Origin of the sequence: Devosia polycyclovorans (assembly GCF_042181575.1) — a bacterium.
Classification (GTDB): Bacteria; Pseudomonadota; Alphaproteobacteria; order Rhizobiales; family Devosiaceae; genus Devosia; species Devosia polycyclovorans.
On record NZ_CP170082.1, the window covers coordinates 1,249,056 to 1,264,642 of the forward strand.

A 15,587-nucleotide genomic window follows, 5' to 3' on the forward strand; every position below is an offset into this window, starting at 1 on the left:
AGGAGAACGCCATGTTCAGGCTGACTAGGTTCGCTTCCGTTGCGGGAATGCTGCTGGCAGCATGCGGGGCCGCTTTTGCCCAGCAATCGCCAGCCACTCTGGAGATTATTGAACTGTGGCGGCAATCGGGGCATGCCGATTCCTCATCTGCATCGTTCACGCACTGGCAAGGCGAGAGCGAGGTTCCCGCCAATTGTGCCACCTGCCATTCCGGAGAGGGCTTCCGCAGTTTTTACGGAATTGACGGTTCAGCCGAAGGCGAAGTCTCGCACCCGATCGTCCCTGGCGGCGTCATCGATTGCGCGACTTGCCACGAAGCCGGTGTGTCAGATATCGGCAGCGTTCGCTTCCCGTCTGGCCTGACGGTCAGTCCGCCCGATGGCACAGCTACTTGCATGTCCTGTCATCAGGGCCGTCAGTCCGGCATCGATGTGGCTTCGGCAACCCAGGAACTGCCGGACCACGACGTCAATTCCGAGTTGCGCTTCATCAACCCGCACTATGCAGTTGCCGCAGCGACGCTGTACGGCAGTGAGGTCAAAGGCGGTTATGAATATCCTGGGCGCACCTATGCGGGGCGCTTCGCCCATGTGCCGTCTTTTGCCACCTGCGTAGATTGTCACGACCCCCATAGCACGCGGGTCCAAGTCGAGACCTGCACCGGCTGCCACGAAGTCGCCGACCTCGCAGCCATCCGCACCTCAGGTGCCGACTTCGACGGCGATGGCAATATCACCACTGGCATTCATGCGGAAATCGCAGCGCTAAACGCACAGCTGAAGGACACAATCGCTCACTATGCGGCCAACGTCGCCGGAATACCGATCGTTTATGCTGACCGCTTCCCTTACTACTTCGTCGGGGGCGCAGAGACGACGCCGGCCAACCGCTACGCGGCCTGGACACCGGCGCTTCTGCGGGCTGCTTACAACTATCAGTTCATTGCCAAGGACCGTGGCGCGTATGCCCACAATCCGCATTATGCCGTGCAGCTGCTTCACGACAGCATTACCGACCTTGCCGAGGCGAGTGGCATGAACGCAAACTTGGGGGAGCGTCCGTAAGCGAGTAACGGGGAAGGCGCGTTCCGCGGACTTCAAGCCATGTTCGCGGCCCAGTCGTGCAGAACGGCCAGCAGGTCGAGCTGACCGTCTACGCCAAGTTGCCGCATTCTCCTACAGGCCGGGGGACAGAATCTGCTGGCGATATGGTTTCTGCACCTCGGAGGGCCCGTTCTTTTGAGCGTGGACGGTGAGTGAACCGCACCGGGTTTGCCGGAGGCTGATATACAGCCCGACCGCGCGGATTCTATCTTCGTGCGAATAGATGAACTACCTAATTTGATAGTCCAAGTTTTCGTCCGCACCTTCCAGATTGTCTAATTGTCAGTCAATGTTGTGGGTCTTGGGCCGGAGTGATAAAGCTGCCGAGCGCAACCCGGCGACGATCCGTGCGGGCAGCTTTGGCGGAGTACCTCATGGATGGAGAAGCAAATCTCGTCGGATTGCCGCAACCCAAGCGGGTCTCATTGTCAGAAAGCGTTGCCGATACGATCGCCGAGGCCATTGCCACACGCATCATCCTGCCGAACGAACGCATCGTGGAGACCTCGCTTGTCGAAAAGCTCGGCGTCAGCCGCGTGCCGGTCCGCGAAGCCCTAAAGGTCCTTCACGCGCAGGGCATTATCAGTGGCGGGGGCCACAAGGGCTATCGCGTCGCCGCCTTTGAGCCAGGCATTACCCAGCAGATCATGGAAGTGCGCCTAAGCCTTGAAACCTTCATGCTGCGTGATGCGATCGAGAATTGGCGCGATGGCAATGGCAGCCCAGCCGTTCTCCAAAAGCCGATTGACATGATGGTCGCCTCTGCGCTGTCGGGAAGCCTGCGCAACTCGCTGATTGCCGACCTCGAATTTCACAGGGCCATCCGACACGCTGCAAACAACCCGATTGTCGGCACCCTCTGGGACACGATCGCGCGACACGTCTTGATCGTATTCAATTTTGAGCGGTTTCGGGACGAAGACCTCAAGGCCAGTGCCCGGCAGCACGAGCAATTTCGTGACTGGATCGTGGGTGAGGTGGCCAAGCCATCGACGCCATTCAAGGAAATTCAGGAAGCGCTCGAAAATCACATGCTGCTTATCGCGCGCAAGAAAACCGGTGACGTTTCAATCGCCAGCTGACCCAGCAGCAATACGGGTTTGACTGTTACCACTTGTCCGCGAACTCACTCGCCCCCAGGCTCGACGGCGCTCACTCTCCAATAGCGCTGTCGTTTAACGCTCGGTTGCTGCCTCTTGCGGCAGATAGATGACGAGTTCGACCTCGAGCTTGACTTCGGGCCCTCCGAGCGCGGCTACGATGAGGCCCGTATGGGGTGGGCGATGGTCGCCGAAGAACTTCTTGCGCTCGGCGCCTACTGCAGCGGAATCGTTGGCGTCGACCAGATAGGTGGTGATTTTGACCACTTGGGACGGGGCCGCGCCGATGTGGCGCAGGATGGCAGCGATATTGTCATAGACCTTGGCCGCCTGTGCGGCAGCGTCGCCCGCACCCACCAAGGCGCCATCCTGATCTTTTGATACCTGGCCTGCGACATAGGCGAAGTCGCCAGCGATCGCGACGTGCTCATAGCTGGGAGGCGCGTAAATGTCGGGCGGGGTCACGAGACGGATGGGCAAGGTCATGACAGTTCCATTCAGTTGGCAGAACGTATGTTTTTCAGTTTGTAATACAAGCATACAATGAAGTAGCTTTGGCCAAACCAGCAAGGGGATGCAAGTGAGACTGGAAGGTATGGTCGCCGTTGTCACCGGCGGCGCGAGCGGCATGGGGCGGTCCACGGCGCTGTTGTTTGCCCGCGAAGGCGCAAAAGTGATCGTTGGCGATGTTGATGATGCAGCGGGTGCTGACCTGGCCGAGGAGGCCAAGGCTACCGGACTGGCCATCGGCTATCAGCCCACGGATGTCTCAAATGAGGAACAGGTCGCCGCGCTCATCGCTCGCGCGGAACAGGACCATGGCAAGCTCGACACCATATTCAACAATGCCGGCATCGAGCAGCCGGTCACGCCATCACAGGACGTGACCGAGGCCATCTTCGAACGCGTCATTGATATAAATCTCAAGGGCACCTTTTTCGGCTGCAAGCACGCCATCCCGGCATTGCTGCGCAATGGCGGCGGCACCATCGTCAACAACTCTTCGGTGAGCGCCTTCGCCAATGTCGGCGGCAATCTGAGCTATGCGGCATCCAAGGGCGGCATCATGTCGATGACCCGCGTCATCGCCATCGAGTACGCAGCGCGCAACATTCGCTGCAACGCAATCAATCCGGGCGTCATCGATACCGGGATGAACCGAAGGAACCTGGAAAAGGCCGCGGATCCAGACGCTCTAGAGCAGAAATGGCGCTCGATCACCCCCCTCGGGCGCATGGGCACGGGCGACGAAATCGGCGAGGCTGTGCTGTTTCTTGCCTCGAAACAGTCCTCCTTCGTCACCGGGATCGGGCTTGTCATCGACGGCGGGAGGATTGCGACATGAGCGGTAAACTGGACGGCAAGATTGCAGTCGTCACTGGCGCAGCACGTGGCCTCGGCCGCGCCATCACCCAGCTGTACGCAGCAGAGGGCGCAACGGTCTATGCGCTCGATGTCCTGGAGGGCGAACTCAAGGGTCTTGCCGAACTAGCGGGCGATATTCATGCGCGAAAGCTCGACCTCACCGACGCCGAAAGCATTGAGCCGACCTTGAAAGCCATCGAAGCTGAAGCGGGCCGTATTGATGTGCTGGTCAACAATGCCGGGATCATTTTCTTCAAGCCTGTCGAAGCGGTGACCATCGCCGACTGGGATCGGCTGATGGGGGTCAATCTCAAGGGGGCATTCCTTTGCGTCAAGGCGGTCGCACCGGGCATGAAGGCCCGCAGAGCGGGCGCCATCATCAATGTCTCGAGCAATGCTGGGATTGTCGGCGATGTGGACGAAAGCACCTACTGCGCGTCCAAATTCGGCATCGAGGGCCTTTCACGGGCGCTGGCCAAGGAGTTCGCGCCCTATAATGTCTCGGTCAATATCGTGACGCCCGGTCACGCGATGCATACGCCGATGAGCGAAACGACCTATTCGGCAGAAATGCGGAAAATCTGGAAGGATCCGATCGAACTTGCGCCGGCTTTCGTGCACCTGGCCGTTCAGGACGCCAGCGGTCTCAATGATCAGCGCATCAAGGCCTGGGATCTGGTGCAGGAGATATCGTCCCGGTGAAAAGCGCTCCGGTCCTGAAACGGACCGGAGCCAGTTGGGACAGAAAGTCAGACGGTCGTGGTCACGCGATGCGTGCCACCTTTTTCTGAGCGGCTCGTTACAGTCACCGATGCGCCAGGCCCGGCGCGCACCAGCCACTCGATTGGACGACCATTGGCGGTCCATTGCTGGCCCCAGGGTGACCATGGATAGAGCCGCTCATTGCGCCCGGCGAGATTGCCGAGATCGGCGGTTTCCGGGTTCATCACCAATTCTCCGCCCTCGACGCTGATCGATGCGGTGACAGGCTTGGCCACCTTATTGGCGATGGCCACGTCGGAAAGGTTGGTCGGCAGATAACCGAAATTGCTTATGACCGCGCGGACCTTGTAGAGGTCGCTGCCGACCGGGGTTATGGCGACGTCTTCGACCTTGACCTGAGGCGCTGCGGCCGCATGCTTGAGATTGAACAAGACGTTCTGCCGAACCATTTCCTCGAGGAGATTGCCGGGTGGATTGCGGTAGCTCCAGATATTGACCATGCCGCCAATTTCGATCTTGCCGAGCTGCGGGTGATCGAAGGGCTTCCAGTCGCGCCAACCCTTCTCGGCCATGTTGGCCCTGACGTAATCATAGACCTTTTGCTGCACCTCTTCATTGCGCGGATAGAGGTTGTAATAGCCCTCCTTGGGAACCCCGGCCGTGCGCTCAAGGTCCCAAAGCTCGGTGCCAAAGGAGATGATCCCCATCTCCTCATAGGTCCAATCCATGAGGCCGCCACGGCGCACGACGGATTTGTCCGGCGTGAATTCCTCGTAGATCGAGACAGTTGGATAGCCGGTCAGCGCCGTGCCGACCTTGCCGATTTCCTTATAGAGGTTGATATCTCGCGCGCTCATAGCGCTATCGGGCTTGGTCATGGAGGGCCGCAGGATGATGCCGCCATGGGTGTGATAGGCGCACATGCCGCAGATATTGGGATGGTCGAGGATGAACTTGGCCATGCCGAAGGATTCCGGCTCGGACAACGGATGAATTCCGGCGCCGTATTCCTGCGGTGACCAATGCGTCGGGAAGTTGCGGTTCATATTGCCGTCGAATGGCTTTTCGACCGGAACATTCACCCCGTCATAGTTGCGCACAGTGCCTTCGGGATACATACGGTAATATTCGCCGCCTTCTTCGCCCGGCGTGCGCTGCACCATGATGTCGGGATTGCTGGCGCTCTTCTTCCACTCGCCCTTCGGGTCGGGCACGCGCATCCAGACGATGTAACCATCGCCGTCGATATCCTCGGGGATCAGGCCTTCGAGGCGATCTGCGCCGGGCATGAAGCGGCCATTGCCGCACCAGTTGTAATAGGGCGGGACGAGCGAGAGCTCCGCGCCATCGGGATTGATGCGGGGAAGGATATAGAACACCTGGGTGTCGAGGAGACGCGTCGCTTCTTCATCGGTGCCGTACTGGGTGAGAAGGTGATAGACGGCATAGAGCGCCGCTGCAGAGGTTGCGTGTTCCTCCGCATGGATCTGCCCGTCGATATAGTAGCCGGGCTTTTCGGCGGCAGGGCCAGTCTTGGGATTGGTGATTTCGATCAGCCAGACGTCGCGCCCCTGAAAGCTTTTGGCGAGCGAGGTCATTGTGGCGAGTTCAGGATAAGCAGCGACCAGCCGGCGCAGTCGCTCCGTCATCTCGTCATAGGTATAGTAGCGGTCGAATTTCACATCGAGATCAGTCATGGCATATCCTGGGCGGCAATTTGGCCGTAGGCGGGTTGTGGGGCAGTGCGGATGCAGGCGCTGAAGTGGCCCGGCGAAACCTCGACCGGCACCGGCACGATCTTGGCGCAATCGGCTATCGCAATGGGACAGCGCGTGCGGAAGACACAGCCGGAGGGTGGGTTGATCGGGCTCGGAATGTCGCCCTTGAGAATGATCCGGTCCTTGCGCGCCGTGATGTCGGGACTGGGCACCGCAGAGAGCAGGGCCTTGGTGTAGGGGTGGTTGGGATTGCGATAGAGCGTGCGCGTCGGCGCGATCTCCATGATCCGCCCCAGATACATGACGATGACCCGGTCGCAGATATGCTCGACGACCGCCAGATCATGGGCGATGAAGAGCATGGTAAGGCTGAACTTGTCCTTAAGGTCTTCGAGGAGGTTGACCACCTGCGCCTGGATGGACACGTCGAGCGCTGAAACCGGCTCGTCCGCCACGATGAAATCGGGTTCGACGGCAAGAGCACGGGCAATGCCGATGCGCTGGCGCTGCCCGCCCGAAAATTCGTGCGGAAAGCGATCGAGGTAATCCCCGCTCAAACCGACCTGTTCGAGCATGGCGACGATCCGGTCTTCCCGGTCTGCCGAGGTGCCGATGTTGTGGACGGCCAGTGCATGACCAAGGACGGTGCGAATCTTTTCGCGAGGGTTCAGGCTCGCGTAGGGATCCTGGAAGACAATCTGCATGCGTTTGCGATAGCGACGCATAGCGGACTTGGAGAGCTTGCCGATATCGGCGCCGTCGAAGTCGATCGAGCCTGATGTCGGTTCTCCAAGACGCAGAATGGTACGTCCCACCGTTGTTTTGCCAGATCCCGATTCACCGACAAGTCCAACCACCTCGCCACGGCGGATCGAAAAGGATACGTCGTCGACGGCTTTTACATTGGTCACGACGCGGCTCAGCACCCCGCCACGTATTGGAAAGTACTTCTTGAGGTGACGCACATCGAGCAAGGCATCGTTAGGCGCAGGTCGGGAAGGAAAGGATGTCTCGGTCATGCCGTAGCCTTGGTCTTGAGGTCGAGTTCGCGCCAGCGCACGCAGCGCACGGATCGGCCGCTATCGAGCACCTCCAGCGGCGGTTCGGCCTTCGCACAGCGCTCTTCGGCAAAGGCGCAGCGGGTGCGGAAGCGACATCCGCCAGGGAGCTTGGTGAGCAGCGGCACATAGCCAGGAATGGTCTGGAGGCGGCTCTTTACGTCGGACTGACCCATGCGCGGAATGGATTGCATCAGGCCGGATGTGTAGGGCATCAGCGGCTTGGTGAAGATCTCGGCCACCGTGCCGGTCTCGACGACCTGGCCGGCATACATGACGACCACCCGATCGGCCATTTCGGCGACGACACCAAGGTCGTGCGTGATGAACACGATCGCCATGCCCATCTTGGCCTGGAGATTGCGCATCAGATCGAGGATCTGTGCCTGGATGGTCACGTCGAGCGCGGTGGTCGGCTCGTCGGCGATGAGGACGCTGGGTTCGCACGAAAGTGCCATGGCGATCATGGCGCGCTGGCGCATGCCGCCCGACATTTCATGCGGATATTGGTTGGCGCGGCGCACGGGCTCGGGGATGCCCACGAGTTCGAGCATTTCGATGGCGCGCTGATGGGCCTGCTTCTTGCCGAGTTTTTCGTGCTGAATCACCACTTCGGCGATTTGGGTGCCGATGGTGTGAACCGGGTTGAGGCTGGTCATCGGCTCCTGGAAGATCATGCCGATATCGTTGCCGCGAACGGCGCGCATTTCCTGCTCTGAAAGGGTCACGAGGTCCTTGCCGCGCAGGCGAACCCTGCCGCGCGAGATGCGGCCGATCTTCTTGGGCAGGAGGCGCATGATGGAGAGGCTGGTCACCGACTTGCCGGAACCGGACTCGCCGACGATAGCGAGGGTTTCTCCTGCTTTGACCACGAAGCTGACGCCATCGACGGCGCGCACATCCTGGCCCTCTCCGACAATGAAGGAGGTCTGCAGGTCCTCAACCTCGAGCAGGGGTGGCTCGATGGCGTTGGCGGGATTGGGCATGGTTCCGATAGCGTCACTCATGGGTCAGGCACTCATTCTGGCGTCAGGTCGGATTGGGTGGGTGGGCGCGGCGAAGCGGCCATCGCCCGCGGCGCCGACGATTTCGTCATCGTATACGGTGCGACCGCCGACGATGGTTCTCTGGACGCGTCCGGTAAAACGCGCCCCGTGATAGAGCTGGGCGACATCGCGGGCGAAGGTGTGGAGCGTCTGGGGGCTGATCTCGGTGGTGGCCGTGAGGTCAACGAGGACGATATCCGCATCGGCGCCGACGGCGATCCGGCCCTTGGCTGGCAGGCCGAAGCGATGGGCTGCGTTGGCGCTCAGGAGGGCCATCGCCTTGTCGAGGCTGATGCGGCCGCCGGAGACGGCGTCGAGCATGGCGGGCAGCAGCACTTCGGAGCCGGGAGTGCCCGGAGGCGCCTGCAGGAAATTGTTGGCGCCCGCCATTTTTTCGGCATGCGAAAAGGCGGCGTGGTCGGTGGTCACATGGGTGATCGTGTCGTCGGCAATGGCCGACCACAGGGCGTCCTGATCCCTTTGCGTGCGCACCGGGGGGTTGATCTTGGCAAAGACGCCGGCCTTGCGCACGTCGTCATGGGTGCGGAACAGGTAATGCGGGCAGGTCTCGGCTGAAAAGTCCGAGGTGCCGCGGAAGTGGCGGAGCACGTCGACGGTGAGGGCGCTCGTCACGTGGGCGATATGGAGCTTGGCGCCAGCTTCCATGTTCATGGCTAGCAGTTTTGCCACGGCGACGGCCTCGCAGACGGCGGGGCGGGCGGCGAGGTGGGTGTCGGCATTGGCGAGATCAAGCTTCAGCGCGGCGGCCTCGCTCACGGCGAGCAATTGGGCGCTTTCGGCATGGACGACGATCGGCAGGCCGGTCGACGCGACGGCCTTGAGCGCCTGCATCTGGTCTGCCTCATCGGGAAACGACAGGCCAAAGAATTCGTCATCGCGGCCGGCCGGGGCTTCGGTCGTAAAGATCTTGAAGGCGATGGCGCCGGCATCGGCCATGGCGCCGACGGCCTCCGCTGTCAGGTTGCCGGGAGCACCAAAGATGCCGAAATTGATCCGGGCATGTTCGGCAAAATGCGCCTTTCGCATCTCGACCCGTTCGGCCGAATTGCAGCATGGCTTGCTAATCGGCATTTCAAAGAGCGTGGTGATCCCACCGGCCGCCGCGGCTTTGGTTTCGCTCTCGACCGTGCCACGATCGGGATAAGCGGGAGCGCGGATGTGAAAGTGAATATCGATAACGCCGGGCAAGAGAGTTTGGCCGACGCCGTCGATGATGGCGCTGGCTGCCCCAGCACCCGAGGGCAGGAGCGCGGCAATCTTTCCGTCCAAGATGGCGACGTCAGTTGTGATGAGGCCGGTCTCGGTCAGCACTTCCGCATTGCGGATGATGGTGTCGTATAGCGTCAATCCTTGAGCCCCAGTTCTGTCAGAGCCTTTGCCACGCCATCGAGATTGATCAGGTGCATACTGGCGTAGTTGGGCGCAAGGACGACGCCATGTCCGCCGGCACGGTAGGTCGCCATGACCGAGCGGTAGGCGATGTCGGGCGTCATCTTGGCAGTCTCGGGTTTGGTCCGCGGGGCATCGACGCCGAGGCCCATGAACACCTTGGCCTTGCCGTTGACGCCCTTTACGGCGTCGGCACATTGACCGAAAACATAGGTATCGGGGTCCATGCCGGCGGCGATGACATTGGCATATGGCGCTTCGTTGAGGCCAAGAATGCGATAAAGGACCGCCGTCGCTTCATCAGGCGAGAAGTCGCGCAAAATGGTCTTTTGAAAGAAGCCCAGTTCCTTGGTGAACACTTCGCCCGCCTGATGCTGATAGGTAATGGGCTTCACCCAATCGGCGTACATGGTCTGCTCTTCCCAAGGCCACTGGGCACGGCGGAAGAGATTGAAATGGTTGCGGTTCCAGACATTGAGGCCGAACGAGAGACCCGGCTTGCACCATTTGACGAGACCATAGAGCTCGCGGTCGAGATCCTTGTTGCGCTCAAGCCAGAACCTTTCCCAGATCAGCGCTTCCGGGTTGGCAAGAAGCGTGCGGATGAAGGTGATGAAAGCGCCGTCGGCAAATTCCTTGCCTGAAGCAGCGTCCTGCATGAAATCGTAGAGATTGAGCAGCGCCCGGCGGCAGGCTTCGACGTCGATGCCGCGCTCCATGGCCTCGCGCCGCGCATGGGTGGAAAAATCGCCCGGCGCGCCGCCTTGGATAAGGGTATCGAGCGGAGAATTGCGCTCGTTGCACCACATGACGCCGTCGATGTCATAGTTGCGGACCTGGTCCTCGACCATCGAGAGGATCCAGTTGCGATAGTCAGGGTGGCTGGTCGAGGGATCGCTGCCGAGGCGGCCGAAGATGTCGACCTCCATCGCCTGGGCGAGATTGGGGATGTCGACCGTGTTGGTCGAGCCATGGCCGGTATATTTGAAGAAGGGCTCCATCAGTTCGATAAAGACCTTCATGCCCCGCTCATGGGCGGGCGCGATGACCATGTCGAGAATGTCCTTGCCTGCGAACTCAGGGTCCTTGGCGCGATAATCCTTGATGAAAGTGCCGCTGTAATAGGCCGGGTCAGGCTCGAAATAGGCGCCGCCCTTCATGGCGAAAGGCTCCGGAACGCCATGGTCGGGCCAGCCATCAAGCTTGTGCGAGATGGAGCGCCCGGTCTTGAGGCCGAGCCAGGAGACGGTGCCCAGCATCAGGACGTTGACGCCGACGCGATCTTTCAGGATGTCGAGGACGGTTTCTACGCCCTCATCGATGAAGTTGATCGGGCTGACCTGGATACCAACGAATTTTTCGGCGGGGTTGGGCTTGTTGGTCATGCGACGGCCTTTGCGTGGGTCGCGATAAAGCCCTTCATGCGGGTCACCGCATCCCTGATCTTGTCGAGGGGCTGCAGGAACGACATGCGGATGTAGCTGGGGTCATGGTCGCCGAACATGGTGCCGGGGAAGAGCATGACGCCGGTTTCGCGCAGCAGCTTTTCGCAGAATTCGGGCGTCGACATGCCGGTGCTGGCGACGTTGATATAGACATAGAAGGCACCGCCGGGCTTGCCGTAGGTGAGCCCCATTTCGTCGAGCGCTGGAAGCAGGTAGTCGCGGCGGACCTTGTATTCCTCGATCATCGCCTCGATCGGCTCTTGTGGCCCCTGGAGGGCAGCAAGGGCGGCATATTGGCTGATCGTTGAGGTGTTGATCGAGAGGGTGTGACGGGTATCGGTGATGCGCGAAATGAAGTCGGCGGGGGCCGCCATATAGCCCACGCGCCAGCCCGTCATAGCATAGGTCTTGGAGAAGCCATTGAGCGTGATGGTGCGATCCTTCATGCCCGGGAGCGAAGCGATCGAGAGGTGCGCGAAGCCGTCATAGATGATTTTTGCGTAGATCTCGTCCGAGACGATGACGAGGTCATGCTTGATGGCGAGTTCGGCGATGCCGCGAATAACCTCGGGCGGGGTGACGGCGCCGGTCGGGTTATTGGGCGAGACCAGCACGAACATCTTGGTCCTGGGCGTGATTCGCTTTTCGATCTCGGCGAGGTCGAGGGCAAAGTCGTCCTTCTGGAAAGTCGGCACCGGTACGGGAACACCACCGGCAAGATTGACCGCCATGTCATAGGTGGTGAAGCGCGGGGAGGTGATCAGCACCTCATCGCCCGGCTGGATCAGGGCGAGCATGATGAGCGTGATCGATTCCTGAACGCCTGCGGTGACGGCGATGTCCTCGGCGGAATAGTCGAGGCCATATTCCTTGTCGAGGTGCTCGGCAATGGCGGCGCGCAGCGGCGGGATGCCATGCGGGCCGGTATAATGGTGCTGGTTATCGTCGAGCGCCTTCTTGCCTGCCTCCACGATGTGCGCGGGCGTGTGGAAATCCGGGTCGCCGCGGCCCATTGCGATGACATTGGTCATGTTGGCGGCAATGCCCAGCATCCTGATGCGGAACGAACCGTCATCCTCGGTGATGCGGTTGGCCATGTGATCGTTCAGAAAGCTCATCAGTGCATCCTCTTCCCGGCGATAAAGGTCATCATGACGCGTTCGAGCGCGAACAGATCCTCATCGGGATTGCCGTCGACGACAATGAGGTCGGCTTCCTTGCCCGCCTCGACCGTGCCGATCTTGTTGTCCAGCTTTGACAGTTGCGCGCCGCGAATGGTGATGGCGCGCAGGGCGTCGAGGTTGTTCGGGCAAACGCCGACCTCGACCATGAAGGCGAGCTCGGGCGCGATAACGTTGTGCTCGACGGCGGGGCTGCCCGCATCGGTGCCAAAAACGATTGGCACCCCGGCCTTGGCGGCGCGAACCAGCCCATCGAAGCGCGTCTTGTCGCCGATGGCCTTTTGGCGCTCGAGCACTTTCCACTCAGGAATGCCGAACGCCTTGGCGATATCGGGCTTGGCCTGCATAACGAGCGCCGAAAAGGTGGTGACTATCGGGATCTTTTTGTCGAGCAGGACTCGGATCGTCTCGTCGCTCATCGAGCCGCCGTGCTCAACGCAATCGACGCCGAAATCGGCGACGCGGCGGATGCAAGCGTCATAGGTCGCGTGCGCGGTGATCGGCAGGCGGTTGCGATGTGCCTCGTCGATGACGGCCTCAAGCTCGGCATCGGTGAATTCGAGCGTGTCGTGGCAGGCCATGATCTTGATGAGGTCAGCCCCGCCCTTCACTTGATCGCGGACGGCCCGGCGCATTTCGTCAGCGCCCGAGGCCTCGCGGCAGACCCAATAGGTGTGGCCGCCGGTCTGGATGATGCTTTCGCCTGATACAAGAAGGCGCGGACCAGGGAAGAAGCCTTGAGCGACCGCCTGCTTCGCAAACAGGTTGGCATTGTGTACGCCGAGGTCTCGCACCAGTGTCACACCGGCACGCAGGGACTTCAACATGTTGCCGGCGGCTTTATAGGCACGGATTTCAGGCGAGTCGTACATGGACTGGAACGAGAGTTCGTGGACGCCATCCCAGGAGAGATGTCCGTGCGATTGAATGAGGCCGGGCAGGATTGTCTTGCCGCCAGTATCCACGATGGTGACATCGGTGTTGCCGAGTTCGCCAGCCTGGCCGACGCGAACGATCTTGCCGCCGCGAATTTCGACAAAGCCATCTTCGATGATCTCGTCACCGACGGCGGTGATGATACGGCCCTTGAGTACCTGATCGACCGGTTTGAGGTCGAACATGGGCTTGGTGATCTTTGTGTAATGCCAGGAGGCGGGTTCGGGCATTTCAGGTCCTCACAGCGGAATGACGCGTTGGTCGATGGGGAGGCTCGCGAGCAGTCGCGAGGGGATTTCGACATGGTCGTCGTGGACGATCATGGTGTTGATGGTGCGGTAGCCATCGCGGCCGGGGCGATAAACGCCGGGCTCGTTGGAGAAGACCATGCCGGGTTCGATGAGGGTCATATCACCCGGGGCGAGCCAGGGCGCTTCGTGACCTTCAAGGCCCATGCCATGACCGATACGGTGGCGGATGGCGTCGCCGAGGCCGGCTGATTTGAGCGCATTGAGTGCGGCTTCGTTGACATCCTGGCAACGTTGACCCGGCCTTAGCGCGGAAACGGCGGCGTCATTGCAGGCCTCCATGGTGGTCATGACCTGGCGCTGGTCTGCGCTCATTTCACCAACGACAAGCGTGATGCCACTTTCGGCGTGATAGCCGCCCAGGCTGGCGCCGATGCCGGAGATGATCGTATCGCCAAACTCGGGCACCCGGTGGCTCGTCGAGCCATGGGGCAGGGCGGCGCGCGGGCCGGAATGGACCGAAGCGGTGATGCCGAGCCTGGTGCCGGCAAAGGCGGTGCCATAGTCGCGCTCTAAGGCTGCGAGGGCAAAGCCGGTGCAATCGGCGAGGAGATCAAGCTCGCTGCCGCCGTTGCGGATGATGTTTCCCGCGTTGCTGGCGAGGCGAAAGAGGCAGAGGTCGGCATAGCCGGCGGCAATGCGGGTGAGTTCGAGTTCTTCGGCCGTCTTGACGAAGCGAAGAGGTGCGGCGAGGTCCTCGAGAACGATGGCGTCGGCAAGGGTATTGAGTGTTGCGAGCAGGCGCGCGTCAAGTGCGTCAATGGCGATGCGCCGGGCCTTGGACTGGCAGAGCATCCAGGCGAGAGGATGAACGAGGCCGGGAAACTCCTCATAGGTGGCGAGTTCGACGCCTTCCACCGGCTCGGCATTTTCAAGTTCGAGCAGCGGCACGAAAAGGCGCACCGGGCCATTGACGGGCACATAAAGCCCGATTGGACGCTCATTGACCGAGAAGTTGAAACCGCAGGCATAAAAGACATTGGCAGGGGAGAGCAACAGCGCCCCGTCGACACCGCGCCATTGGGCGGCGGCGCGCAGGCGCGTCTGCACATCCTCCCGAAAGGCCAGACCCAGCGGCTGGACGGGTTTGACGGGGGGCGCTTGGAGGGTCACAGCCGGGCCTCGTTATATGGACCAAGCGCCTGGATTTCGGATTTGAGGCCAAGCTCCTTGCCGAGGGCTACGAGATCGGCCAGCACTTCATTGTCGAGCGGCACGCCCGCGGCCGACTTCCTGGTGACGCGACGCGCTTCCTGTTCGCCCGGAATGAGAACTTCGGAAAAGCCCGGGCGGGTTTTGCGTGTTTTGACCATCTGGGCGAATGCGCCCATGCGCGCCTTGAACTCTTCAAGCGGCATGAACCATTCGATGTCGATGGCCGTGAGGGAATGCGAGACGTCGAGCTTGGCCTGGTCGGCATAGGGCGTGAGACCAAAACCGCCGCCGCCGATGACGCCGGTCAGGACGTCGGTCATGAAAGCAAGGCCATAGCCCTTGTACTCGCCGATCGCGAGGAGGGGACCTTGCATCGCGGCATCGGGATCGTCGGTGATTTCGCCTTCTGGCGTCAGCGCCCAATCGAGCGGCATTTTTTTGCCCTCGCGCGAATGCCATTGCATCATGCCCTTGCCGGCGGTGGTCAGGGCAAAGTCCATGACGGCCGGAAAGCCGAGATTGGTTGGGGCAGCAATGCCCCAGGGATTGGTGCCGACAGCGCCTTCACGGGCACCCCAGGGGGCCATTTCGGGGCCGGCATTGGTGTAGGCGATGCCGATGCAGCCCGCTTCCATTGCCTGGCAGGCGTGAACAGCGGACGAGCCGTAATGCGTCGAATTGCGGACGATGACCTGGCCGATGCCGCAGACTTTTGCTTTTTCGATCGCGAGCGTCATGGCTTTGGCGGCGGCCACCGTGCCGATGCCATTGTGGGCGTCGACAAGGGCGAGGGCGGGGCTTTGCTTGACAAGCTCCCAGCGCGCGCGGGGGTCGACGAGCTTTTCTCCGATCCGCTCCTGATAGCGGCGGAGGCGGCGGACGCCCTGGCCGTGGCCGGGATGGAAGCGGAGTTCGGAAAAGATCAGCGCATCGGCAAAGCTGCGAGCGTCTTCGGCCGTCAGGCCGAGGGCCTCGAAGCCTTCGGCCATGAAGCGCTCAAGGCTTGCCTTGTCGACGCTGGTGAGTGTGATCGACACGG

14 protein-coding genes are annotated in these 15,587 nt (G+C 61.0%); 4 read left to right on the plus strand and 10 right to left on the minus strand.

From position 1 onward, the window contains the following. The first annotated feature begins 11 nt into the window (after positions 1–11). A complete protein-coding gene (locus tag ACE4RL_RS06385; protein WP_375599669.1) occupies positions 12–1,064 on the plus strand; it encodes a cytochrome C in 1,053 nt (350 codons plus the stop codon). A 413-nt stretch (positions 1,065–1,477) separates the two neighbouring features. Continuing rightward, the gene (locus ACE4RL_RS06390; protein ID WP_375599670.1) at positions 1,478–2,185 is read left to right on the plus strand and encodes a GntR family transcriptional regulator; all 708 of its coding nucleotides are present in this window, start codon (positions 1,478–1,480) and stop codon (positions 2,183–2,185) included. A 93-nt stretch (positions 2,186–2,278) separates the two neighbouring features. Here ACE4RL_RS06390 and ACE4RL_RS06395 read toward each other — a convergent pair whose 3' ends face one another. After that, a complete protein-coding gene (locus ACE4RL_RS06395; RefSeq protein ID WP_375599671.1) occupies positions 2,279–2,689 on the minus strand; it encodes a RidA family protein in 411 nt (136 codons plus the stop codon). Between the two features lie 94 nt (positions 2,690–2,783). Between ACE4RL_RS06395 and ACE4RL_RS06400 the strand changes: the two genes are divergently transcribed. After that, positions 2,784–3,548 carry an SDR family NAD(P)-dependent oxidoreductase gene (locus tag ACE4RL_RS06400; protein ID WP_375599672.1) on the plus strand — a complete coding sequence of 255 codons (765 nt, stop codon included), beginning with the start codon at positions 2,784–2,786 and terminating at the stop codon, positions 3,546–3,548. After that, positions 3,545–4,270, plus strand: a complete 726-nt coding sequence (locus tag ACE4RL_RS06405) for an SDR family NAD(P)-dependent oxidoreductase (RefSeq protein WP_375599673.1) — start codon at positions 3,545–3,547, stop codon at positions 4,268–4,270. The genes ACE4RL_RS06400 and ACE4RL_RS06405 overlap by 4 nt, the downstream gene beginning before the upstream one ends. A 47-nt stretch (positions 4,271–4,317) precedes the next feature. Here the strand turns inward: ACE4RL_RS06405 and ACE4RL_RS06410 are convergent, their stop codons facing one another. The 9 genes from ACE4RL_RS06410 to ACE4RL_RS06450 are packed head-to-tail and all read right to left on the minus strand — an operon-like array spanning position 4,318 to position 15,585. After that, complete coding sequence (locus ACE4RL_RS06410) at positions 4,318–5,988, minus strand: M14 family metallopeptidase (protein ID WP_375599674.1); 1,671 nt, start codon at positions 5,986–5,988, stop codon at positions 4,318–4,320. Beyond that, positions 5,985–7,028 carry an ABC transporter ATP-binding protein gene (locus ACE4RL_RS06415; RefSeq protein ID WP_375599675.1) on the minus strand — a complete coding sequence of 348 codons (1,044 nt, stop codon included), beginning with the start codon at positions 7,026–7,028 and terminating at the stop codon, positions 5,985–5,987. Before ACE4RL_RS06415 ends, ACE4RL_RS06410 begins: the two co-directional genes overlap by 4 nt. After that, a complete protein-coding gene (locus ACE4RL_RS06420) occupies positions 7,025–8,074 on the minus strand; it encodes an ABC transporter ATP-binding protein (protein WP_375599676.1) in 1,050 nt (349 codons plus the stop codon). The genes ACE4RL_RS06415 and ACE4RL_RS06420 overlap by 4 nt, the downstream gene beginning before the upstream one ends. A 3-nt stretch (positions 8,075–8,077) precedes the next feature. After that, a complete protein-coding gene (locus tag ACE4RL_RS06425) occupies positions 8,078–9,481 on the minus strand; it encodes a dihydroorotase family protein (RefSeq protein WP_375599677.1) in 1,404 nt (467 codons plus the stop codon). After that, positions 9,478–10,908 carry a hypothetical protein gene (locus ACE4RL_RS06430; protein ID WP_375599678.1) on the minus strand — a complete coding sequence of 477 codons (1,431 nt, stop codon included), beginning with the start codon at positions 10,906–10,908 and terminating at the stop codon, positions 9,478–9,480. The genes ACE4RL_RS06425 and ACE4RL_RS06430 overlap by 4 nt, the downstream gene beginning before the upstream one ends. Then, a complete protein-coding gene (locus tag ACE4RL_RS06435; protein WP_375599679.1) occupies positions 10,905–12,086 on the minus strand; it encodes a pyridoxal phosphate-dependent aminotransferase in 1,182 nt (393 codons plus the stop codon). Before ACE4RL_RS06435 ends, ACE4RL_RS06430 begins: the two co-directional genes overlap by 4 nt. Beyond that, entirely contained in the window at positions 12,086–13,315 is a 1,230-nt protein-coding gene (locus ACE4RL_RS06440) for an amidohydrolase family protein (protein ID WP_375599680.1), read from the minus strand. The genes ACE4RL_RS06435 and ACE4RL_RS06440 overlap by 1 nt, the downstream gene beginning before the upstream one ends. A 9-nt stretch (positions 13,316–13,324) precedes the next feature. Continuing rightward, a complete protein-coding gene (locus tag ACE4RL_RS06445) occupies positions 13,325–14,506 on the minus strand; it encodes a M24 family metallopeptidase (RefSeq protein WP_375599681.1) in 1,182 nt (393 codons plus the stop codon). Continuing rightward, the gene (locus tag ACE4RL_RS06450) at positions 14,503–15,585 is read right to left on the minus strand and encodes an Ldh family oxidoreductase (RefSeq protein ID WP_375599682.1); all 1,083 of its coding nucleotides are present in this window, start codon (positions 15,583–15,585) and stop codon (positions 14,503–14,505) included. Before ACE4RL_RS06450 ends, ACE4RL_RS06445 begins: the two co-directional genes overlap by 4 nt. Positions 15,586–15,587: the final 2 nt, after the last annotated feature.

Excerpts from the sequence above, each read along its gene's own strand:
- ACE4RL_RS06435 (WP_375599679.1), bottom strand. The coding sequence starts at position 12,086 with ATGAGCTTTCTGAACGATCACATGGCCAACCGCATCACCGAGGATGAC.
- ACE4RL_RS06420 (WP_375599676.1), bottom strand. The coding sequence starts at position 8,074 with ATGAGTGACGCTATCGGAACCATGCCCAATCCCGCCAACGCCATCGAG.
- ACE4RL_RS06395 (WP_375599671.1), bottom strand. The coding sequence starts at position 2,689 with ATGACCTTGCCCATCCGTCTCGTGACCCCGCCCGACATTTACGCGCCT.
- ACE4RL_RS06390 (WP_375599670.1), top strand. The coding sequence starts at position 1,478 with ATGGATGGAGAAGCAAATCTCGTCGGATTGCCGCAACCCAAGCGGGTC.
- ACE4RL_RS06440 (WP_375599680.1), bottom strand. The coding sequence starts at position 13,315 with ATGCCCGAACCCGCCTCCTGGCATTACACAAAGATCACCAAGCCCATG.
- ACE4RL_RS06410 (WP_375599674.1), bottom strand. The coding sequence starts at position 5,988 with ATGACTGATCTCGATGTGAAATTCGACCGCTACTATACCTATGACGAG.
- ACE4RL_RS06405 (WP_375599673.1), top strand. The coding sequence starts at position 3,545 with ATGAGCGGTAAACTGGACGGCAAGATTGCAGTCGTCACTGGCGCAGCA.
- ACE4RL_RS06430 (WP_375599678.1), bottom strand. The coding sequence starts at position 10,908 with ATGACCAACAAGCCCAACCCCGCCGAAAAATTCGTTGGTATCCAGGTC.
- ACE4RL_RS06385 (WP_375599669.1), top strand. The coding sequence starts at position 12 with ATGTTCAGGCTGACTAGGTTCGCTTCCGTTGCGGGAATGCTGCTGGCA.
- ACE4RL_RS06415 (WP_375599675.1), bottom strand. The coding sequence starts at position 7,028 with ATGACCGAGACATCCTTTCCTTCCCGACCTGCGCCTAACGATGCCTTG.